Below are 21,111 nucleotides of genomic sequence, written 5' to 3' on the forward strand. Positions count from 1 at the left end.
CCCCCCGTAAGTCTGTGGGGGTTTTAATGCTTCGATATTTTAAGGGTTCATCGCTCCAAGCTTCTGGTTTTGCAGAGCGAGTTTGGCAATTCAGGCACAGGCATTTTGTCGAACGATTCGGATGGGGGGCGCTTCGTAAACCAGATTGCCGGGAAATGGATATCTTCGATACAGACGAGGCCGTTCATCTCGTCCTAGAAGATGAAGGTATCATCCTAGGCTATTCTCGACTTCTCACCACAAACGCTCCGCATCTGCTCTCCGACGTCTACCCAGAAATCATGGGAGGCATCGACTATCCGCGCCAAAAGAGTGTTTATGAATGGACGCGATGCGTTGCGGAGCCAGGCGCAAGATTATTTGGTGTAGAAGCCTCGCACATGCTGCTTACCGGCGTTGCCGAATTCTGCCTAAGTGCCGGCATTGAAGCTCTCATAGTTGAGACACATCCGAAGCTGGTCAATCTGCTGGTTTCAAATCTCTGGGATGTGACGCCCCTAGCGGCGCCGATGGTATACGATGGTGCGCTTGTAGTGCCGATTCATGCTGTTCCTTCTCCCGCCGCGCTGGCGTCTCATCACCGCGGCGCTGGCATCAACGGCAGCGTTTTAGAAGTGGCCGCTGACGCCTCAAATCCAGTGACTGGGCAAACCCTGACCACGTTTGTTCGCCACGCGCATACTGGCCTGACTGGAGAGGTGACCTATGCATAATCCGCTGACCGAGCATGCCGTCGCGCAATACATTGCTGAACAGACGGACGAGTTGATCACCTTAGTCAATTTTTGCCAACCGAGCGATCGACTACATTTCCTCACCTACCTGTTGGATATGGTCCGTTCAGAAGCAAAACAAATTTATGAAGAGGCGCCGAAACGAAAGCCGATGCTTGTGTATTCTAGAACCGAGGCACCTGCTGACGATTGATCTTAGAGTGAACGTTTGAAGAGACTGAGTGGATTACCTGCCTTCCGGCTTTTTTTGCGTCAGTCTATGGGGCTAAAAAATCCCGGCTCCCGCTTTTTTTGACTCAGTATGAGGGGTGGAAAAACGTTCCGGCTTTTTTTCTTCGGCCAGTCCATAACCAATAGCGAGCAAAAGAGTGAGAGGCGCTGAGTATCCGCTTCCAGCCTAGCCTTTACTACCACCTACGCCACTCTTTAACGCGTAGGTCCGTTACGGGTAGTCTAGGGGTTTTTCAACTATTATCGCCCGAACTTATGGAATGTTGCGAGATACCCAGCGCCATAAGACATACGACAAGGGGAGGTCGCCGGCAACTCCATCCGATCTCCCTAGGGTTACCCATGCCAGTACTCAAGAATGCACTGGACCAGATAGTCGCACAATGAACTGCGCCCCATTTCGACCGGACAGTCGGCATAAGCAGAAAGGCTCAAGCACAGGCTTGGGTATAGGCTTATGTCTAACGACTATCGACACGTTGAATTGCTGACGGGTGATGTTCGTCGCAGGCGGTGGACAACCGAGCAAAAGCTGACAATCATTGAGCAGAGTTTCGAACCCGGCGAGACGGTATCTTCGACCGCTCGCCGTCATGGCGTCGCGCCCAATTTGCTTTATCGGTGGCGCAGGCTCTTGAGCGAGGGAGGTGCTGCAGCCGTGGATTCTGACGAGCCGGTTGTCGGAAATTCGGAAGTGAAGAAACTGGAGGATCGCGTCCGGGAGTTGGAGCGCATGCTCGGTCGCAAGACGATGGAGGTCGAAATCCTCCGCGAAGTCCTTTCCAAAGCGGACTCAAAAAAACGGATATCGCGGCCGATCTTGTTGCCGAAGGACGGTTCGCGATGAAGGCCGTCGCAGACACGCTGGGCGTCTCCCGTTCCAACCTCATCGAGCGGCTGAAAGGCAGATCAAAGCCGCGTGGGCCATACAACAAGGCCGAGGATGCAGAGCTTCTGCCCGCCATCCGCAGGCTGGTGGATCAAAGGCCAACCTATGGCTATCGGCGGATCGCCGCGCTCCTCAATCGCGAAAGGCGAGCCGCCGATCAGCCTGTCGTCAACGCCAAACGGGTCCATCGCATCATGGGTAACCACGCCATGCTACTGGAGAAGCACACAGCCGTTCGCAAGGGCCGCCTCCACGATGGCAAGGTCATGGTCATGCGTTCCAACCTGCGCTGGTGCTCGGACGGCCTGGAGTTCGCCTGCTGGAATGGCGAGGTCATTCGGACCACCAGTGCGCTAGTCGGAAAGGGTGGTCAGAAGCTCCCCGCCTCTGTTCAGCACACTTGACCGAGGCGACACCGGTTCAGAACCGGTGGACGCAGGAGATGGTGTTATCAACCATGCACCGGGATAATCAGTCCGGATGTGCCGGGAATTGAGGCAAATTCCACTGCCGGCTGCGAAGTGGAGCGCGCCCGCCGTTGCTTCCTTCGACAAAACGGCGCTTCGGATTTCATAGAGTTTTTTTTCTCCATCGAGGGCGAGCGTGACATCGTCAAGAGCGAAATCATCAATGCGAATAGCTTGGCCCGTGGGCGTGTCGATTACCCACCTGTCGGAATCGATGAAACCGTCAGTATAGACATTGCCGGAGGAGGCACGCAGGAACGTGCCCTTCGGCAAGACAATGCCGTCGACGATATTCCCTTCGGCAAGGACACATCGGCTGAAAGCGGATACATCCCCGTCAGCCTTCAGGTCGAACTCCACCAGTTGTGCCGCATCGCAGCGCCAGCCGCTCTGCAGGGTCACGCCGTTGCCCGTCACCCGCATCGTCTCCGGAACAAAGCCGACGGTCTCATAATTTCCGTTGGTTTTTATCGCGATATAGCGGGCGATCTCGACGGCATCGACATTCGCGACCCGCACGGGATGGGGGAAGACCGCGCGGTTGAAGGATTCCCTGGTGTCGGCCACGGCCAGTTCAAGTTTCGTGCCTTTGGGCATGTCGATCTGGCCAAGGCGCACCGGCTCCCCAAGCTCCGGGCGATAGCTAGACGCCATTTCCCTGTCATAGGCACGCATCTGGAGACAGAAATTAGCGAACTGCCAAAGTGTAAAAATCGCAATGGCGGTCGCCAGGCCATAGGGCAGCATCATCGGGCGCGCCCAGCGGCCTCCTGCGTATCGTGCAACCAACACCACTGTCCAGATACCCCAGACCAGTGTCGTGGCAAGAAGGAAGGCAAGCAAAAGCAGCGTTTCGACGGAGGGTAGTGCAACTGGGATCATGCGAACCAACGAAATGATGCGGATCGGTAGCGATCCTGACAGGCAAGATAGCTCTACCCGACGAATGGTGCATTGTTCAACGGCCTGATCTGCCGGCCGGCACGCCACTGAATTCGATCCGGCTGCCTCAGCCTGTCGCAAAACGTCCGGTCAGGACGATGGACGGGCAGCATATTGCTCGAACTCGACAAGGCTCGTCGGCCTCGCAAAAAGATAGCCCTGAAACAATCGGCAGCCGTAGGACAGCATCATCCGCAGCTCCGCCTCGGTCTCCACGCCTTCGGCCAGAACTTCCAGCGAAAGATCGTGCCCCATCTGGACGATATTTCGCGTGATTGTCGCCATACGCCCGCTTTCGGTCACTCCCGTCACGAAGCTGCGATCAATCTTGATCTGTTTGAGCGGCAATTGCCGCAGGTAGCTTAGTGAGGAGTAGCCAGTGCCGAAATCGTCGAGTGAAATCGTAAAGCCGGAACGATCAAGGAGCTTCATTTTCGCGATCGCTGCCTCTATGTCGAATAGGAAAACGCTCTCGGTCAGCTCCAGCTTTAGAAGCTGTGGCTTGATGCCCTGAGACGAGGCGGCATCAAGAAGCTGCCCGGAAAATCCCGCGTCGACGAAATGATCGGCAGTGATGTTGATCGACAAGGTGAGATTCTGGGTTGCCGGGTTCTCTTGCCATCTCGCAAGTGTCTTGCAGGCTTCCGCAATGACCCAAGCGCCGATTGTCGGCATGAAACCGGTTTGCTGCGCAAGCGCGATGAAATCGGCTGGCGGGATGTATCCCCGTTTCGGGTGGTTCCACCGCAACAGCGCCTCTGCGCCAAGCAGCGTGCCATCCGCGCGAACCTGCGCCTGGTAGAAAAGTTCAAACTGGCCATTCGAAAGCGCGGAGCGCAGTTCCAGGGCTTTTTTTGTATGACTGCGAAACTGCGCCTGCATGGCGGCGACACCGCCACACAGCATCAACGCTGCGAAAACACTGTTGAACCAGGCGCTGATGCTGCGCACATCCTGCGGCATGGGAGTACTGAACGAAAACCGCGCGGCGGACGCGCAGAAATAAACAAAGGCCACGAGACTTGCCGCGATGACCAGAAACTGGGCGGCGGAACGCTGGCGTTGAAAATTCATGTAGCCGACGAAGATTATGACGAGCAGGTAGAGATGCGTCGTCCTCGGTACGGTATCGTCGGAGACATCGATAGCGACGGAGTACCAGCAGACGAACAGGATGCAGGCGCTCTGAGCCAAGATGAGTCCGAGGGAAAAGTGGCCTATCAGACAAGTTAGCCAGCACGGAACGATTGCAACCCCCAGAATGAGGAGGCTGAGCGCAATGCCCCATCTTTCCGTGAGAATGAAAAACAAGAACCAGCCAGCCGCCAGCGCCACGCCCATCCAGGCTGCAACTCGACACAGGAGAAGAAGATGCTGCGAATATTCCTCTCGGTCTTTTGTTTTCTGAAAAGGCATGCTGACCCTTGGCTTGGACTACGGGGCGAGCCCGCTCCTTGATGCAAAAGCCGAACGGAAGCTAGACGAGGTCGCCGAACTTCGCAGATTTCAAAAAACGGGGTTAAGCAAACAGGAATGAAATACACAAATTTTGCACGATCAAATCATGCACAATCAATCGCATATCCATTTTTCCCGCTTCGCCGGCCTCAGCGGCCTGCGCCAACCGAGGAGACACCTTCGCCGCATCTCACCCAAGGGCGAAGCGGCGCCGGATTGGTTCACATGCGCGTGTTTGCAGCGATCTAGACGCGCGCCATGAGGTAGTGCCCAACGCCCCAGACCTTACCGTCTTCGTGCCCGAAAAGACCTGCCGTCGCGAGGAAGAACAGTCTCCAACGACGTTCCCACAAGCGCGCATCGTTGCCATAGACCCTCTGCAGGATCGGTCGGATACGGTCGATCTCCCGGTCGAAATTTCCAAGCCAGTCGAGGGCCGTCCGGCGATAATGTGATCCCGACCAGCGCCACTCCTGTTCCACGGTGAACTGCGCCGGGAAACGGTGAGGAAGATCGAAGGCAGGCATAATGCCGCCGGTGAAGAAATGCTGCGCGATCCAGTCTGCCCGGTTGCCATGGTCGAAACGATAGGATCGATCCCGGTGATTGAAGACGTGAAGGAAGAACTTGCCCTCGGGCGTCAGCCAGGAGCGGACGCGCTCGAACAATGCCTGCCAGTTCGACATGTGCTCGAACATTTCTACCGATACGACACGGTCGAAACGCTCGTCAGTTGTGAAATCATTCATATCGGCGGTCATCACCGAGATGTTCGACAGCCCACGCTCATTTGCACGTTCGATTATATATTCGCGCTGCGAAGCCGAATTTGAAACGGACGTAATCCGCGCATTGGGAAACCGACCGGCCATATAAAGGGAGAGCGAACCCCAGCCACAGCCGAGTTCGAGAATATTCATCCCGTCCTGCAATCGGGCATGCGAAACAGTCTCCTCCAGCGCCAATGTTTCAGCCTCATCCAGCGTTGTCTGAGCATTGGGATAAAAGCAGCAGGAATATTTTCTTTGCGCGCCAAGGACGATTGCAAAGAATTCAGCCGGCACCTCGTAGTGCTGCCTGTTCGCCTCGTCGGTGTGTGTGGCGACGGGAAATTTCGCCATATCAGACACAAAAGCGTTTTCTTCCGCCGCCGGAACGCCGGCAAGTCGCCGTTTGGTGCGCGCGCAGAGCATGTCGATGCCGGCAAGCGTCATATTGTCACTCAGCGGTGCGCGTTCGGCAGCATTGATGGCGAATGCGAGCATGTTCATGGCGTGTCCTCATTCTTGCGTGGCCCCGGAAAGAAGGCGTTGACGCGGTTTTGCAGGGCGCGGAATTTCTCTCCGCGTGATTTCAGCATGTGTTCTTCGAGCGGGGGAATGCCGGAGACGTGGACGAGCAGCCAGTACATCATGGCTGGAGCAGCAAGCGACAGCCATGACAACGGCTGCGCATGGATGGCCAACAACGGAAAGCCGCACCAGAAAAGCCACTCGAAAAAGTAGTTGGGATGACGCGAATAACGCCACAGACCAGTCTCGCAGACGCCGGTTTTGGCCTCCGGGGTTTTTCTGAACTGTGAAAGCTGTGCATCGGAGGTCGCTTCGCCGACAAGCGCACCAGCCGCGACGATAAACGCTATCACATCGATAATGCTTGGAAATGGCAAAGGATTGCTGGCGGCAAGATAGACGGCGAGAACCAGCACAAAGGCGGCAACGGCCTGGATCTGGAGAAAAGCGAAAAGCCGCAATGAGGCATTGCTGCCCCATTCTTCTATAAGCTTCGCGTAACGTGGATCTTCGCCACCTCCCCTCGTCCGCATGCCGATGTGTCCCGCGAGCCGCAGCGACCACACCAGTACAAGAAAGAGAACCGCTCCCCGGCGCCAGCTATCTCCATCGGAAAACAAGACGGCAACCACGCCGCCGAGCCCGACACTCGCAGACCAGACGGTGTCGATCCAGCCACTCGATCCTGTGTAACGCTGCAACGCCCAGGCTGCCGCCATCAGAAGCGACATCAGCACGGCAAGGGCCACCACAACAGACATCATCACCATTCCGCTCACTGTATTCGAAGGCCTTCAGACCAAGTTTCCAGTGGCAACTACGGGCGAGACGGCAAAAGAGTTTCAGGCGCCTGACAAAATTCTGAAAAATTTGCGCGCCGCTGAAACTTATCGATCCGCTCCTTCGTATCTGTCGCAGGCCGTAAAACTGAATTGTGAATGCAATAGCGAGGAACCATGTTCGATACCGAAGCCAAAAGAAAAGACAGCCGGCGAAACATCGCCGTGATCGGAACAGGCATTTCCGGTCTGTCTGCGGCCTGGCTTTTGTCGAAACGGCATGATGTCACGGTTTTCGAGGCTGCGGACCGCGTCGGCGGCCACAGCAACACCGTGACGTTCAAAACTGAACAGGGGGCAGTGTCTGTCGATACGGGTTTCATCGTCTATAATGAGGTGACGTATCCCAATCTGACGGCACTTTTCAAAACGCTGGGAGTGACGACCGCAGCCTCCGACATGTCCTTTGCCGTTTCGCTGGATGATGGCGGTTTCGAATATTCCGGCGGCTCTGGCTTTGGCCTTTTGGCGCAAAAGAGAAATGCCGTCAGACCGCGCTTCTGGGCAATGCTTGCCGACCTCTTGCGCTTTTATCGCAATGCCCCGCGCGATCTGCCGATGATGGGCGGCATGTCGCTCGATGAGTATCTTTCGCAAAACAACTATGGCGACGCCTTTCGCAACGATCATCTTTACCCGATGGCCGCAGCCATATGGTCTACCCCGGCCATGGAAGTCGGCCGTTACCCGGCAGCACATTTCGTGAAGTTCTGCAGCAATCACGGCCTGCTGTTGCTCCGCAACCGGCCCGTCTGGCGCACCGTTGTCGGCGGGAGCCGGGAATATGTGAAACGACTCACTGCGCCATTCGCCGATCGCATTCGGCTCTCGACACCCGTCACACGCATCCACCGCCTGGCGGACGGGGTCGAGATCGCCAACACTAACGGCGAATTCGAACGGTTCGACGATGTGGTGATTGCCACACACGCAGATCAGGCGCTGGAGATGCTGACGGACGCGACGCAAGCCGAACGGCGCATTCTCGGCGCGTTTGGCTATACGAAAAACAGGGCGGTACTGCACACGGACAGCAGTTTCATGCCCCGCAGGCGCGCCGCCTGGTCAAGCTGGAACTATGTGGCCGATACACGCATTGAAACGGGGCAGCCGAGCATCACCTACTGGATGAACAAGCTTCAGCCTCTGGGTGAAATCCCTGACACCTTCGTAACGCTGAACCCGACGCGCGAACCGGAAAAGGGAAAAATCATCACCGAGGAAACCTACCACCATCCTGTTTTCGATGCCGGCACCGAGCAAATGAGGCAGGAACTGTGGGCGTTGCAGGGTTTGCGAAACACCTGGTTCTGCGGCGCCTATTTTGGCTCGGGTTTTCATGAAGACGGCATTCAGGCGGGGCTTGCCGTCGCCGAGGATCTGGGCGGCCTGTCGAGGCCCTGGAAGGTTACCGATGATAGCGGCCGGATCGTCCGTCTGAATTTGGCTTCGCGGAAAAGAACGATCAAACTCGTTGAGGCGATCCCATGACGCCTCATTTCTCCTCCGCCCTTTTTCCCGGACATGTCATGCATGCGCGCTTCAAGCCGAAAGCGCACCGGCTCGCCTATCGCATTTACTCGCTGCTTCTCGACCTTGATGAACTCGACGCGCTTGACCGTAAGCTGCGGCTGTTCTCCGTCGATCGTTTCAACCTGTTTTCCTTTCACCGCCGGGACCGCGGCGACGGGAGCAAGATGGAATTGCGCAACCAGATCGAAAACGCCATGACGGCCGCAGGCATGACCGTCGATGGTGGTCCGATCCTTCTGCTCACCATGCCGCGCATCCTTGGCTGGGCCTTCAATCCACTCAGCGTGTTTTTCTGCCACGGCCGGAACGGGTCTCTCAAAGCCATTCTCTGGGAAGTCGACAACACGTTCGGCGAGCGGCATTCCTACCTTATCCCGGTGGAGACCGAAGGTGCGGCCGAGATCGTCCAGCGCTGCGACAAGGCCTTCTATGTCTCGCCTTTCATGGACATGGATCTCCGTTATGTATTCCGTGTCATTCCACCCGGCGACAAGCTGAAGATCGTTATCGATACATTTGACGACGAGGGGCCAGTCCTGACTGCAAGGCATCTGGCGCGGCGTGTCGAGCTGACCGATGGCGCGCTGCTGAAGGCTTTTGTCACCATCCCCTTTCTTACCCTCAAGGTTGTTGCCGGCATCCATTGGGAAGCACTTAAAATATGGCTCAAGGGTGTGCGGTTAAGAAAACGACCGCGTCCACCGTCTGCCCCTGTCTCCTTCATTCACCCATCACCATCGCAAATCGAGGCCAAACTTCATGACCCCGTTTGACAATCTCAACGAACTATCGCTGGAAAACACGCAGATGCGGCAACGCACCGGTCCCGAAGGCTGGCTCATGGCCAAGCTCTTGAACAACGTCTCCAAGGGCAGACTGCGCGTCATGCTGCCCGGTGGCGGCGTGATTGAGAAATCCGGGGAACATGAGGGCACAGAGGCGACGCTTGTTCTCCATCGCTGGCGCGCGCTACGGCGGCTTATCCTCAATGGCGACATCGGTTTTGCCGAGGGTTACATCGAAGACGACTGGTCCACACCGGATCTGACAGCCCTGATCCGTTTTGCGGCACAGAACAACGACGCTTTCGGGGGATCGACGCGCGGTAGCCTGCCCATGCGCCTCATCAATCGTCTTGGCCACCGGCTGAACGCCAATACAAAGCGCGGCAGCCGCCGTAACATCGAGGCCCATTACGATCTCGGCAACGAATTCTACCGGCAATGGCTCGATTCCTCGATGCTCTATTCGTCGGCGATTTTCGACGATACGACGCCAACGCTTGAGGCGGCCCAACTCAAAAAACTCAACCGCATCGTCGACAAGCTGCAATTGAGCGGCGGTGAGAGCGTATTGGAGATTGGCTGCGGCTGGGGCGCGCTTGCAATCCACCTCGCGACCCAGGCGGATGCCAACGTTACCGGCCTCACCCTTTCGCCATCTCAGTTGAATTGGGCAAAGGCGGCAGCGGAGAAAACCGACAAGGCTGAGCATATCGATCTCAGGCTCGAGGACTACCGCGATGTCGAAGGCAAGTTCGACCGCATCGTTTCCGTCGAGATGTTCGAAGCGGTTGGTGAGGCCTATTGGCCGAGCTATTTCGAAACACTGAAACGCTGCCTGAAACCTGGCGGGCGCGCGGTGCTGCAAATCATCTCCATTGAACCTGCCCGGTTCGATAATTACCGGCGAAACGCGGACTTCATCCAGAAATACATCTTTCCCGGCGGCTTCCTGCCATCTGACGAAGCCCTTGAAAGAGCAATCGGCAGGGCGGGTCTGAGCCTCACCGATACCGAGCTTTTCGGCCAGTCCTATGCCCGCACGCTGGCGGAATGGCGGCAGCGTTTCCATGCGCGCTGGCAGACAATCTCGCTGCTGGGTTTCGATGACCGCTTCAGGCGGCTCTGGGATTATTACCTCTGCTACTGCGAAGCCGGCTTTACCGAGGGCACCATCAATGTTGGCTTCTACACGATCGAGCACAAATAAGAGGCGGGGCAACAACTGCGGAGAAAGACGATGAAAATCAATCCCTTGATAATCGCATCCGTCCTGGGTCCGATGCTTGCGGCCTCTGGTGCCGGAGCAGCCGACATCGACGGAAACTGGGCGCGCGGCGACGGCAACGCCAAAGTGCTGATCGCGCCCTGCGGCGACAATATTTGCGCCACCAATACCTGGATCAAGCCGGGCACGCCCGAGGAAAAGACCGGTGACCGGCTGATCATGACCATAAAGCCAGATGAAACAGGCGTCTATTCGGGCACCGCCTTCGATCCGCAACGCGACAAATCCTACAAGATAACCGTGACGGTTGATGGCAACAGCATGACTACCAAGGGCTGCATTGTCGCTGGTCTCCTGTGCAAAGGCATTACCTGGGCCCGCATCAACTAGACTCTGGAAAGGACAAACCGATGAAGACCTATATCTCAGCCTACTTCTTCACCCTCATCGCCTTTCTGGTGATTGACTTCATCTGGCTAAGCACCATGGCGTCGCGGCTTTATCGCCCGGCGATCGGCGATCTTCTGGCTGAGAACTTCCGGCTGGCCCCGGCGATCATCTTTTATCTCATCTACGCGGCCGGACTGACCTTTCTTGCGGTTCGTCCGGCCCTCATATCAGGCCAGTGGACGACCGCGTTGCTTTATGGTGCAGCCGTCGGCTTCATGGCCTATGCCACATATGATCTCACCAATCAGGCAACGTTGAAAAGCTGGTCCACGACGTTGACCATCGCTGATCTTCTGTGGGGCACCTTCGTGTCCGCAGCCGCTGCCATCATCGGTTACCTCGTCACCGTACGGCTGGTCGGTCCACTGCAAAATCCGGCAGGTGTGTTATGACAGCGACCATCCCTGCCAGCTGCTTCCACCCGGCCAATTTTTGGCCGGGAAGACGTGAACTTCATTTCGCGCATGCCTTGCCTTCCCACAAAGGACAACCCTATATAGGAGGCGCAAGAAGGGATGTTCGAATGCAGGGTACAGAGATAGCAACGCTCATAAACCGCGTCGGCATGGGCGATCGCTCGGCATTCGTTTCCCTCTATCAAGCCACCAGCCCGAAGCTTTATGCCATCTGCCTGAAAATCCTGCGTGACAGGACCGAAGCCGAAGAAGCGCTTCAGGAAGTCTATATCAAGATCTGGCAACGAGCCCTCACATTTGCAGCAAGCGCCGGCACACCGTCGACGTGGCTCGCCGCAATCGCCCGAAACCATGCAATCGATACGATCAGGGCCCGCAAACCCGTGGGCGACGACATTGACGAAGCCTATGACCTTGCCGATGACAGCATCCGCAATCCGGAGCAGCAGGTCGTTCTGGCCGATGAGGGTCGCAGGATCGACAATTGCATGCAGGAACTTGAAACCGTTCATGCGCAGGCGGTGCGTCGTGCCTATATCGAAGGGCTGAGCTATATCGAACTCGCCAAGGAATTGCGGGTGCCACTCAACACGGTCAGAACCTGGCTGCGGCGAAGCCTTCTCAAACTCAGAGAGTGCATGCAGCGATGACAACGAGCGAAAACAGCGAGGGCATGCATTCGCGCGACGAAATCCTCGCTGGCGAATATGTGCTCGGCGTGCTGCCGTTTGAAAAGCGTCGTGAGGTCGAGCGGCGAATGCAGGACGACAGGGTCTTCGCGCAACTGGTCCACCGTTGGGAAAGCGAATTTTCAGACTTCAACGTGGATTACGAAGAACAGGCGCCGAGTGCGGCCATTCTCGCCCGCATTGAAGAACGCCTGTTCGGCAGCAAGACCAGCAACGCCAATGGCAGCCTGTGGAGTTCCGCATCCTTCTGGCGATGGATATCGGTCGCCACGAGCGCGGCTGCCGTGGCAGCAATCGTTTACGCCGCATTTCCCGAAAAATGGCAGGGCACAGCTCCGCTGGTAGCCGAACTTTCGACAACGGACAGTCAGGTCAACCTGCTTGCATCCTATGATGCAGAGACCGGCAGGATGCACATTATACCGGTTGCGACCGGCAAGGCCGATGAGAAATCACTGGAACTGTGGCTTGTGATGGATGGCGGCAAGACCCGCTCGCTCGGTGTCTTCCAGCCCGGAACGAATGGCGATCTCATTATCCCGGCGGATATGCGTAACAACATTTCGGAAGGCACGACCTTCGCGATCAGCGTGGAACCCTTCGGTGGATCACCAACTGGTCAGGCAACCGGCCCTGTTATCGCAATCGGTACCGCAAGAAGGCAGCTTTAAGGCGTCACGCCTTCATGCGCTTTTGCCAACTGCTGAAACATGATTTCAGTCTGCGCACCGTTTAGTGTTTGCGCAATCATCGAGCATTGCAAGCGCGTTCTTTATTGCGGCACCGGAGGCGGTATTGTCGAAAACGCACCAGGATTCGGCGGAAAGGCGTTTTCTAAACGAGAGGATTTCGGCGGCGCTGTAGTCGGAATAATAAATCCGGCGAGCGCCGTGGAGCCGGACATATTTGGGCGGCTCGGAAAAATCACTCGCCGGCCAGACCGGTGCAGGATCGGCCAGCACACGATCAATGGCATAGCGTTGCAGAACCTCTTGCGCTGAATGCGTAGCCCAACTTGTGTGACGCGGTTCGAGTACGAGCATGCCGGAAAAGGTCTGACGCATAGCGTCTAACGCGGCCTCCGCGTCGGAGACATCAAATGTGAGATTGGGTGGCAACTGGCACAATAAGGGTCCAAGCTTGCCATCCAGCGCCGCAAGTTCCCCAACAAATGCCTTGAAGACTTGTCCGATTTCCCGCAACCGGCGCTCATGCGTGATCTCGCGCGGCAGCTTCACGGCGAAGCGGAAGTCATCGGGCACCGAATTTGCCCAACGCTCGAACGTCGTTGGCCGGTGGTGGCGATAAAAGGTGGAGTTGATCTCGACGCCGTTGAATACGGCAGCATATCGGCTAAGCCCACTTCCCGTTTCGGGAAAACGGTGCGCCACAGTCTTGGGGATCGACCATCCAGCTGTTGCAATGACCGGCACTTTCACCTGCCCCGAGGCTATCAAAGAGAAGGCCGGCACATGCCGACCTTCCCTGTTTCTAACGCTTAGCGTCTGTAACGCAGACGTTCCTGTTCGATTTCAGTGGGCTCATAAGGATCGAGCGTGTCGTCAAACCGTGACCAACCGTCTTCGGCATAGGCCGCGCGCCGCTTGTCCGGATCAACCCAGTTGGACTGGCGCAGGACTTCTTCGGCGTCCGTGTAAAGGCTGTCCTCGACCTTCGCGGTCACGAGCGTGCCACCCCGGCGAACGCCTTCTGCGTAAACATGGGCATGGTCTTCGGAAACGCCGGCGTCCGTCAGCGCGCCGATAAGGCCGCCGGCGGCGCCGCCTGCGACGGCACCGGCAACAGCGCCTGCCGCCGTCGCGGCAAGCCAGCCTGCCGCAACCACCGGTCCGACGCCGGGAATTGCCATGATGCCAAGGCCTGTCAACAGGCCGCCAACACCACCGACAGCAGCGCCGATGCCGGCACCCGTGCCTGCGCCTTCAGCAGCTTTTGAATCATTGCCATGGCGTTCGTCTGCATTGTTGGAAACAATGCTGATATCTTTAGACGGGACGCCGCGTTGTTCCAGTGCAGTAACGGCGGCGCTGGCATCGGAGTAGTCGTCGAAAAGTCCGGTAACGGTCTTCATAGGATTCTCCCAAAGATTGAATTAGTTAGCGACAATATTGCCCTGATAGTCGAGCGCCACGTTTACAGACTTGCCGTCCTTCGAGGCCTTGGCCTGCCACACGCCCTTGTCGTTGAGCGTAAGACCGGTCACTTCGGCATATCCGGCGTCCATAAGGCGTTTATTCGCCTGTTCCTCGGTAAAGCTGTTTGCGCCTTCCACAGGCGCAGTCGCATTCTTGGTGTCTGGCGTAGCGACGGCAGGATTGCTGCCATCGGTGGCTGGAGCGGTGGACGTCTGAGCGAAGGCGCCAAGGGTCGACGCGCCGAGAAGCGCGGCGGCTAAAAGAAGCTTTTTCATGATTTTTCCTCGTTGTAGCCTTCAGTGCAGGCTCGACAGGGAAACAACATGTCGGGCCTCATGGTTCCGCCAATCTGAAAATAGAATTTGCAGACCTTGCAGTTCCATCATCGTCAAAACGCCACAGAACTATCTCTGCCGGATGAGGAACGTCCGCCTATTCAACCGGTTACTGGCATCGCTGCGATGCCACCGCAGACCGGAGTGTGAATTCTTTTCCGGGAGCAGGAACATCGTCTCCACTCAGGGGTTGTCCAGTTACATCATTCAAAGTTGATCGGATTCCACATGCCTGCGGAAACTACATTGCATGACCTGTTCCTCGATACGCTCAAGGACATCTGTCTCGCCGAACAACAAGTGCTGAAGGCTCTGCCGAGGACCGTGCGGGGACCCTTCCAAGCTTAGGCCGCCTTTTAGGGCGGCTTTTTCATTTCCGGGTCGGATAGGCCCCTTCCAATCAGGAGCCACACCATGGCCAAGACCACCTCCACATCACCAAGCGACAAGACCGAAACCGTGACGATCCATGACCAGAAGCTGGAGCGCGGTGCTGGCGGCGAGCTGCATCAGACAGCCGAAAACGACGCGCCGGTGCTGACGACCGCTCAAGGGGGGCCGGTCGCGGACGACCAGAATTCTCTAAGGGTCGGGCCGCGTGGTCCGCTCGTCGTTGATGATTTCCATTTCCGCGAAAAGATCTTCCATTTCGACCATGAGCGCATTCCCGAGCGCGTCGTGCATGCTCGCGGTTACGGCGCGCATGGCTTCTTCGAGACCTACGAGTCCTTCTCCGCATACACAAAGGCGGATTTCCTGCAGCGCGCCGGCGAAAAGACACCAGCCTTCGTCCGTTTCTCGACGGTTGCGGGCAACAAGGGCTCAGCTGACCTTGCGCGCGACGTGCGCGGTTTCGCAGTGAAGCTCTATACACAGGAAGGCAACTGGGATCTCGTCGGCAATAATATTCCTGTCTTCTTTATTCAGGACGCCATCAAGTTTCCCGACCTGATCCACGCCGCCAAGCAGGAACCTGACCGGGCTTTTCCGCAGGCGCAGACGGCCCATGATAATTTCTGGGACTTCATCAGCCTGACGCCGGAAAGCATGCACATGGTCATGTGGGCCATGTCGGATCGTACAATACCGCGATCTTTCCGCTTCATGGAGGGTTTTGGCGTTCATACCTTCCGCCTGGTCAACGCCAAGGATGAATTGACCTTCGTCAAGTTCCACTGGAAGCCGAAGCTCGGGCTTCAATCGGTCGCCTGGAACGAGGCGGTCAAGATCAATGGCGCCGATCCCGATTTCCATCGCCGCGATCTGTGGCAGGCGATCCAGTCCGGCAACTTCCCGGAATGGGAATTGCAGGTGCAGCTCTTTGATCAGGAGTTTGCCGACAGCTTCGATTTCGACGTGCTCGATCCGACAAAGATCATCCCCGAGGAAATCCTGAAGCCGCAGCCGGTCGGACGACTGGTGCTCGACCGCATGCCCGACAACTTCTTTGCCGAAACCGAGCAGGTTGCGTTCATGACGCAGAACGTGCCGCCGGGTATCGACTTCAGCAATGATCCGCTATTGCAGGGCCGCAACTTTTCCTATCTCGACACCCAGCTGAAACGCCTTGGCGGGCCAAACTTCACCCATCTGCCGATCAATGCACCGAAATGTCCCTTCGCGCATTTCCAGCAGGATGGCCACATGGCCATGCGCAATCCTGTTGGCAGGGTGAATTACCAGCCGAACTCGTTCGGTGAAGGCCCGCGCGAGTCGCCGAGCCGTGGCTATCGCCATTTTCCGGCAGAAGAACAGGGGATCAAGGCGCGGCTGCGCCCCGAGAGCTTTGCCGACCACTACAGCCAGGCAAGACAGTTCTATATCAGCCAGACCCCGCCAGAACAGCGTCATATCGCGGCAGCCCTGACATTCGAACTGAGCAAGGTGGAAACAGCCGTGATCCGCGAACGCATGGTGTCGCATCTCATGAACATCGACGAGACGCTGGCAAACACCGTCGCGCAGAAGCTGGGTTTCAAGTCCATGCCGAAGCCGGCGGATGCGGCCATGCCGACACGTCAGGATCTGGAACCCTCGCCGGCGCTCAGCATCGTCGAGCGTGGTCCGAAACGCTTCGAAGGCCGCAAGCTTGGTATACTCGTCACCGATGGTGTCGACGCCAAATTGCTGAACGGCCTGATGTCGGCGATCACCAAGGAAAAAGCCGTCTGCGAATTGATAGCCCCGAAGGTCGGTGGCGTCACCGCCTCAGACGGGAGCTGGATTGCGGCCCATCACATGATCGACGGCGGGCCATCGGTTCTCTTCGATGCAGTTGCACTGTTGACTTCTGCCGAGGGGATAGACGATCTGGTCAACGAGGCGACGGCGCGTGACTTCGTGGCCGATGCTTTCCAGCACTGCAAGTTCATCGGTTACGACCAGTCGGCGCTGCCATTGCTGGAAAAGGCCGGTATCGCGGGCGATCTTGACGAGGGCACGATTATCCTCCCAGGTGAGGAAGGCCTCGCTGGCTTCGTGTCGAACCTTGGCAAGCTGCGTGTCTGGGGACGGGAACCTTCCGTAAAACTCGGCAAGGCTTCACCGCCAGTAAAGTGAAATCACAGGCGGGCGCGGCTACAATGCCGCGCCTTGATGATGCATGATCGCCCGCCCGAGGGCGTGAAAGCGTTTCAGCGTGAACAACATCAAGATGGCTCATAAAGGATGTACTGAATGAAGATTCGCGCCGGGTTCGATATTGCTTATGAATGCGAGAATGAGACGGCAATGCTGCTTGTTCTCAATCTCCACCCCAGCCGGCGCGCAGATCTGCTCACCGAACAGGTGCTGACCTTCGACAGGCCGATCGAGGCCTGGGGTTATATGGATATCTTCGGGAACGCCTGCAGCCGCATAACCGCACCGCCAGGCGTGACGACGATCTCGACGCGGTTCGACATATATGACGGCGGCCTGCCAGATCCGGTTCCTGAAAACGCTTTCCAGCACGATATCAAGGATTTACCAGACGATGTTCTAGTATTTCTGCTAGGCAGCCGTTACTGCGATACCGACCGCCTGGCGGACTTCGCCTGGAAAAACTTCTCGGCAACACCGCTCGGCTGGCCCCGTGTGCAGGCGATCCTCGATTTTGTGCATTCCCATATTGTCTTCAACTACGAGAAAGCCGATCCGCTCAGGACGGCATATGGCGGCTTCATCGACCGGACCGGGGTTTGCCGCGATTTCGCACATCTTGCGATCACCCTCTGCCGTTGCATGAATATCCCCGCTCGCTATTGCACCGGCTATCTCGGTGATATCCGCGTGCCGAAAGACCCCAACCCGATGGATTTCAGCGCCTGGTTCGAGGTCTATCTCAGCGGCCGCTGGTATACGGTCGATGCCCGTCACAACAGGCCCCGCATCGGACGCATCTTGATGGCGACAGGACGAGATGCGACGGACGTCGCCCTGTCCACCGCCTTCGGTCCGGCTATCCTGAAGCGGTTCGAAGTCATTACGGAAGAACTGGCCGGATAGCGACGGGTAGCATCAAGACGCTCAGGTCTCGCTCGACCTAGACCGACGCGACCTGAATGACCTCGGGAGCGGAGCCGTATGTCGACTTGTTCCGACGGTGAAAGGCGATGAATTCCTCGGCTGGAAGCGGCTTGGAAAACAGCCAGCCCTGACCAAAATCCACACCATGTTCCCGCAGATAGGCCGCCTGCTCCGGCCTCTCGATACCTTCCGCAACCGAAAACAGTCCAAGCTCACGCGCCATCTCGATAATATGGAGTGTCACGGTGCTGGTTGCCGTGTTCCTGCCGATCGTATCAACGAAGGACTTGTCGATTTTCAGGGCGTCCAATGGCAGTCCCTGCAAATACTGAAGGCTGGAATAGCCGGTTCCGAAATCGTCAATTGCCACGGAATGCCCGGCCTTGCGAACTCTGTCCAGCGTCACGCGCGCCGCTTCAATGTCGATGAAACCGCGCTCGGTCGCTTCAAGCCATATCTGCTCCTTGCGTATATCCGCGCGGACAAGGCGTTGATCGATGAAGTCTAGTATCCGGCCTGATTTTACATCTTCGGCGCAGAGATTGATGGCGATATGTGCGCTGCGATCCCCAACGAGCATGGTACCAAGATCTGCAATAATGGCTTCAACGACCTGATCGGTGATGGGCTCTATCAGGCCTGTTTCTTCCGCTAGCGGAATGAAGAGGTCTGGCCTCACCAGCGTGCCGTCAGGCCGCCGCCAGCGGACAAGCGCTTCGGCGCCCACGCATATATTGGTCTTGAGTTCGATGATTGGTTGATAGTGGACGATGAATTCACGGTTCTGGACTGCGATTTCCAGTTCCGTTTCCGGCGACAACCGCTTGCGCGACATCCAGATGACGATGCCGACGATAAAGAGCGCAATGAATGCGCCGATGGGCAAAAGGATAGTCAACTCCCGTACCAGCCTCGTTCGCAACGCCGCCCTTGGCTCGAGAACCACCGCCGTCAGCGCGTTCTCCTTTACCACCGAATAAAGCCATGCGTCCGTCGTGCCCTGCCCCTCTTTTGTCGGCAACGTGGCCAGAGCCCCTGTATCGGGAAGGTTCTGCGTGCTGATGACCGCAGCTTTATCGTTGAGGATCGCGAGAGACATCCCGTCCCGCAGCACAATATCAGCAAATCTCGAAGGTGCGACGAGCGCGTTGTGGTGGCCGAGATGCAGGCTCGTCATCTGGTCGGCGTGGCTGATGCCGGGTTGGATACGCAACGTCACTTCAAGACCGTCCGGTGTGACGTAGTCGACATGGGATTTGGCTACGTCGCCAGCGGCGCGGCCCCAGGAGGTGCATTTGATGAAGCCGTTTTCGAAATAGCCAATCTCCTCGATTGAGGGGACATTGATCGTCACCATCCGCATTTGTGCAATATGCTGATCCGAACATGCGGGAGGGTGCGCCGTTTCAATTGCTTCCAATGCCCCTTGCGCTTGCCTGAATGTATTTCCGGCACGAACAAGCGATCTTTCGGCGACGAGGTCGAGAATGAAGAGTTCTTTTTGAATGGCGACACGCCAGGACGTCCAGGCCATGGCGGCAATGGGCAGCGCGGCGCCAACTATGGCCAGAAATATCCCCACGGCTATCACACGCCAACGTCGTGACTGCATCATCACTCTCCAAAAGGTAGTCGAGACATCAGTGTCGCAATCTCCTTAATTTTTGCTGTGTGCGGAACGGTGAAAACCGGGTGATGCAAATTATGATTTCTGCCGTCAACGCAATCTGAAAATCACCGTGACGGCAGGAACGCGGGGCAGATAATCCAGTCACCCCGAGAGGGCATCACGCCCCTGTTGAAGTTCAGTCCCGGTACGATTACGATGCGAAAACAAAGCGTTCCAGTTTGCCGAGCGTCTGCTGACCCAGTTCGATAGCCCCAAAACCCTTTGCGTCCTGGAACTCGGCTTCCGTGCTGAACACCATGCCGAGCACGACCTTCGTCGCGCCGTCCTGATCCTCGAACGAAGCCCAGGCGTCGGCATGTTTCGGCCCATTTTCGCCCCAGAGCAGCGTGTAGTCGATCCTCTCTTCAGGCCTGACCTCGATATATCGATGATGGTTCGGGAAGACAGTGCCGTCAGGTCCGATCATGTCGAACACCCACTCGCCGCCGGTTCGCAGATCGATCCTCTTCGTGCGACACGAAAACCCTTCCGGTCCCCACCATTGCGGCAGCGTCTCGGAATTCATCCAGGCCTTCCAGACGATGTTGCGCGGCGCCCTTATCGTTCGCTCCAGCACCATTGTCCGTTTGGCCACCTCGGTCAGATTGTTAAGACCAGCACCGAAGCCCTGCCGGTAACCCGTCTGCATATCCGCAGCCAAGGAGGAAAGCTGCACGGTTACGACAACGCGACTGCCCTGCTCCGTCGCCGAAAAATCAGCGGTCACCAGCGCCGCAGACTGCGTCACGTCACCGGACGACACCACCTCGTAATTGACGCTGCGCAAGGCTGGCTGCAATTCCAGCCACCCGCATTCGCAGCGAATATCAGGCTGCCCATCGACCTTGCAGAGCGAAACTTCGCATCCGCCAACTCTAGTATCGGCTTCCAGAAACTCCACGGTCACGGCGGGCGTGGGCGCTGCCCAGACAGCCCGCGCGGCAGGCGACGTCCACACTTGCCAGAGGACCGACAATGGAACAGCGACCACCCTTTCGAAGCTCAGTGTTGCAAAGCGGCCATCGCCAAGATGGGGTTCAGCAAGGGTGCCGTCCTGATTTAGTTTCGACATCATTCCGTGCGCTCCTTCGCAGCCTGCATTGCAAATGCCTCCAACCGGTCGAGCCGGCTCTCCCAAATGGCCCGCTGTTCATCAAGCCATGTCCGCACCGGCTCCAGAGCCTCGGGCACGATAGCGCAGGTGCGCACCCGCCCATCCTTGGAGCTGCGGATAAGCCCCGCCTCCTCCAGTACCGACAGATGCCGCATCACGGTCGGCAAGCGCAGCCCCGTGGGAGCGGATAATTCCATGACCCGGGCAGGCCCTTGCGCGAGCTTCGTTAGAATAGACCGGCGTGTCGGATCGGCCAGAGCCTGAAAGATCAGCGATAGTTCGGGCGAATGCTTAGTCATAATGCTAACTATCATGCAGCACGGCTCTAACGCAAGGAAAACTTCGTCGATTAGCTAAGTGTTCGACCGTGAGCATTTGTT

General features: G+C 57.2%; 21 protein-coding genes and 2 pseudogenes. 13 read left to right on the forward strand and 10 right to left on the reverse strand.

Annotation, left to right across the window (positions count from 1 at the left end):
* Positions 1–26: 26 nt before the first annotated feature.
* From ACQZ63_RS11765 to ACQZ63_RS11775, 3 genes and pseudogenes are all read left to right on the forward strand, one after another.
* Entirely contained in the window at positions 27–713 is a 687-nt protein-coding gene (locus ACQZ63_RS11765) for an acyl-homoserine-lactone synthase (RefSeq protein WP_111789991.1), read from the forward strand.
* Positions 706–927, forward strand: coding sequence for a hypothetical protein (locus ACQZ63_RS11770; protein WP_111789990.1), 222 nt, complete (start codon positions 706–708; stop codon positions 925–927). Before ACQZ63_RS11765 ends, ACQZ63_RS11770 begins: the two co-directional genes overlap by 8 nt.
* 495 nt (positions 928–1,422) lie before the next feature.
* A pseudogene (locus ACQZ63_RS11775) lies at positions 1,423–2,195 on the forward strand (IS3-like element IS426 family transposase); the annotation flags it as partial.
* Between the two features lie 12 nt (positions 2,196–2,207).
* Here the strand turns inward: ACQZ63_RS11775 and ACQZ63_RS11780 are convergent.
* The 4 genes from ACQZ63_RS11780 to ACQZ63_RS11795 all read right to left on the reverse strand — a co-directional run bounded on the left by ACQZ63_RS11780 (position 2,208) and on the right by ACQZ63_RS11795 (position 6,777).
* Positions 2,208–3,203: a hypothetical protein gene (locus ACQZ63_RS11780; RefSeq protein WP_448799297.1), complete on the reverse strand. Its 996-nt coding sequence runs from the start codon at positions 3,201–3,203 to the stop codon at positions 2,208–2,210.
* A 150-nt stretch (positions 3,204–3,353) separates the two neighbouring features.
* Positions 3,354–4,457: a putative bifunctional diguanylate cyclase/phosphodiesterase gene (locus ACQZ63_RS11785; protein ID WP_236772244.1), complete on the reverse strand. Its 1,104-nt coding sequence runs from the start codon at positions 4,455–4,457 to the stop codon at positions 3,354–3,356.
* Between the two features lie 509 nt (positions 4,458–4,966).
* Positions 4,967–5,992: an SAM-dependent methyltransferase gene (locus tag ACQZ63_RS11790; RefSeq protein ID WP_112291654.1), complete on the reverse strand. Its 1,026-nt coding sequence runs from the start codon at positions 5,990–5,992 to the stop codon at positions 4,967–4,969.
* Complete coding sequence (locus ACQZ63_RS11795) at positions 5,989–6,777, reverse strand: DUF1295 domain-containing protein (protein ID WP_448799172.1); 789 nt, start codon at positions 6,775–6,777, stop codon at positions 5,989–5,991. The genes ACQZ63_RS11790 and ACQZ63_RS11795 overlap by 4 nt, the downstream gene beginning before the upstream one ends.
* A gap of 192 nt (positions 6,778–6,969) precedes the next feature.
* Between ACQZ63_RS11795 and ACQZ63_RS11800 the strand changes: the two genes are divergently transcribed.
* The 7 genes from ACQZ63_RS11800 to ACQZ63_RS11830 all read left to right on the forward strand — a co-directional run bounded on the left by ACQZ63_RS11800 (position 6,970) and on the right by ACQZ63_RS11830 (position 12,621).
* Complete coding sequence (locus tag ACQZ63_RS11800; protein ID WP_448799173.1) at positions 6,970–8,343, forward strand: NAD(P)/FAD-dependent oxidoreductase; 1,374 nt, start codon at positions 6,970–6,972, stop codon at positions 8,341–8,343.
* Positions 8,340–9,158 carry a DUF1365 domain-containing protein gene (locus ACQZ63_RS11805; protein ID WP_448799174.1) on the forward strand — a complete coding sequence of 273 codons (819 nt, stop codon included), beginning with the start codon at positions 8,340–8,342 and terminating at the stop codon, positions 9,156–9,158. The genes ACQZ63_RS11800 and ACQZ63_RS11805 overlap by 4 nt, the downstream gene beginning before the upstream one ends.
* On the forward strand, positions 9,145–10,377 hold the full coding sequence (locus ACQZ63_RS11810) for an SAM-dependent methyltransferase (RefSeq protein WP_004431399.1): 1,233 nt from the start codon (positions 9,145–9,147) through the stop codon (positions 10,375–10,377). Before ACQZ63_RS11805 ends, ACQZ63_RS11810 begins: the two co-directional genes overlap by 14 nt.
* A 30-nt stretch (positions 10,378–10,407) precedes the next feature.
* On the forward strand, positions 10,408–10,785 hold the full coding sequence (locus ACQZ63_RS11815; RefSeq protein WP_019566744.1) for a DUF2147 domain-containing protein: 378 nt from the start codon (positions 10,408–10,410) through the stop codon (positions 10,783–10,785).
* 20 nt (positions 10,786–10,805) lie between these two features.
* Complete coding sequence (locus ACQZ63_RS11820) at positions 10,806–11,237, forward strand: DUF2177 family protein (protein WP_004431395.1); 432 nt, start codon at positions 10,806–10,808, stop codon at positions 11,235–11,237.
* A 131-nt stretch (positions 11,238–11,368) separates the two neighbouring features.
* A complete protein-coding gene (locus ACQZ63_RS11825) occupies positions 11,369–11,911 on the forward strand; it encodes a sigma-70 family RNA polymerase sigma factor (protein WP_004431393.1) in 543 nt (180 codons plus the stop codon).
* Positions 11,908–12,621 (forward strand): anti-sigma factor, encoded by a 714-nt coding sequence (locus ACQZ63_RS11830; RefSeq protein WP_004431391.1) that lies wholly within the window; start codon positions 11,908–11,910, stop codon positions 12,619–12,621. The genes ACQZ63_RS11825 and ACQZ63_RS11830 overlap by 4 nt, the downstream gene beginning before the upstream one ends.
* A gap of 45 nt (positions 12,622–12,666) precedes the next feature.
* Here ACQZ63_RS11830 and ACQZ63_RS11835 read toward each other — a convergent pair whose 3' ends face one another.
* From ACQZ63_RS11835 to ACQZ63_RS11845, 3 genes are all read right to left on the reverse strand, one after another.
* The gene (locus tag ACQZ63_RS11835; RefSeq protein ID WP_174041326.1) at positions 12,667–13,383 is read right to left on the reverse strand and encodes a DUF72 domain-containing protein; all 717 of its coding nucleotides are present in this window, start codon (positions 13,381–13,383) and stop codon (positions 12,667–12,669) included.
* A gap of 65 nt (positions 13,384–13,448) precedes the next feature.
* Complete coding sequence (locus tag ACQZ63_RS11840; RefSeq protein ID WP_019566741.1) at positions 13,449–14,042, reverse strand: general stress protein; 594 nt, start codon at positions 14,040–14,042, stop codon at positions 13,449–13,451.
* 21 nt (positions 14,043–14,063) lie between these two features.
* Positions 14,064–14,381: a PepSY domain-containing protein gene (locus tag ACQZ63_RS11845; RefSeq protein ID WP_448799175.1), complete on the reverse strand. Its 318-nt coding sequence runs from the start codon at positions 14,379–14,381 to the stop codon at positions 14,064–14,066.
* 288 nt (positions 14,382–14,669) lie between these two features.
* Between ACQZ63_RS11845 and ACQZ63_RS11850 the strand changes: the two are divergent.
* From ACQZ63_RS11850 to ACQZ63_RS11860, 3 genes and pseudogenes are all read left to right on the forward strand, one after another.
* Positions 14,670–14,771 (forward strand): annotated as a pseudogene (locus ACQZ63_RS11850) (DUF892 family protein); the annotation flags it as partial.
* Positions 14,772–14,855: 84 nt separating this feature from the next.
* Entirely contained in the window at positions 14,856–17,000 is a 2,145-nt protein-coding gene (katE, locus tag ACQZ63_RS11855; protein WP_448799176.1) for a catalase, read from the forward strand.
* Positions 17,001–17,117: 117 nt separating this feature from the next.
* Positions 17,118–17,927, forward strand: a complete 810-nt coding sequence (locus tag ACQZ63_RS11860) for a transglutaminase-like domain-containing protein (RefSeq protein ID WP_448799177.1) — start codon at positions 17,118–17,120, stop codon at positions 17,925–17,927.
* 37 nt (positions 17,928–17,964) lie between these two features.
* On the opposite strand, the gene ACQZ63_RS11865 is transcribed toward ACQZ63_RS11860, so the two are convergent.
* The 3 genes from ACQZ63_RS11865 to ACQZ63_RS11875 form a co-directional block, all read right to left on the reverse strand.
* Positions 17,965–19,560, reverse strand: coding sequence for an EAL domain-containing protein (locus ACQZ63_RS11865; protein ID WP_448799178.1), 1,596 nt, complete (start codon positions 19,558–19,560; stop codon positions 17,965–17,967).
* Between the two features lie 208 nt (positions 19,561–19,768).
* Positions 19,769–20,692 (reverse strand): SRPBCC family protein, encoded by a 924-nt coding sequence (locus tag ACQZ63_RS11870; protein ID WP_448799179.1) that lies wholly within the window; start codon positions 20,690–20,692, stop codon positions 19,769–19,771.
* Positions 20,689–21,030, reverse strand: coding sequence for an ArsR/SmtB family transcription factor (locus ACQZ63_RS11875; protein ID WP_065705679.1), 342 nt, complete (start codon positions 21,028–21,030; stop codon positions 20,689–20,691). The genes ACQZ63_RS11870 and ACQZ63_RS11875 overlap by 4 nt, the downstream gene beginning before the upstream one ends.
* Positions 21,031–21,111 lie beyond the last annotated feature (81 nt).

This window comes from Agrobacterium sp. CG160-95, from assembly GCF_053521725.1.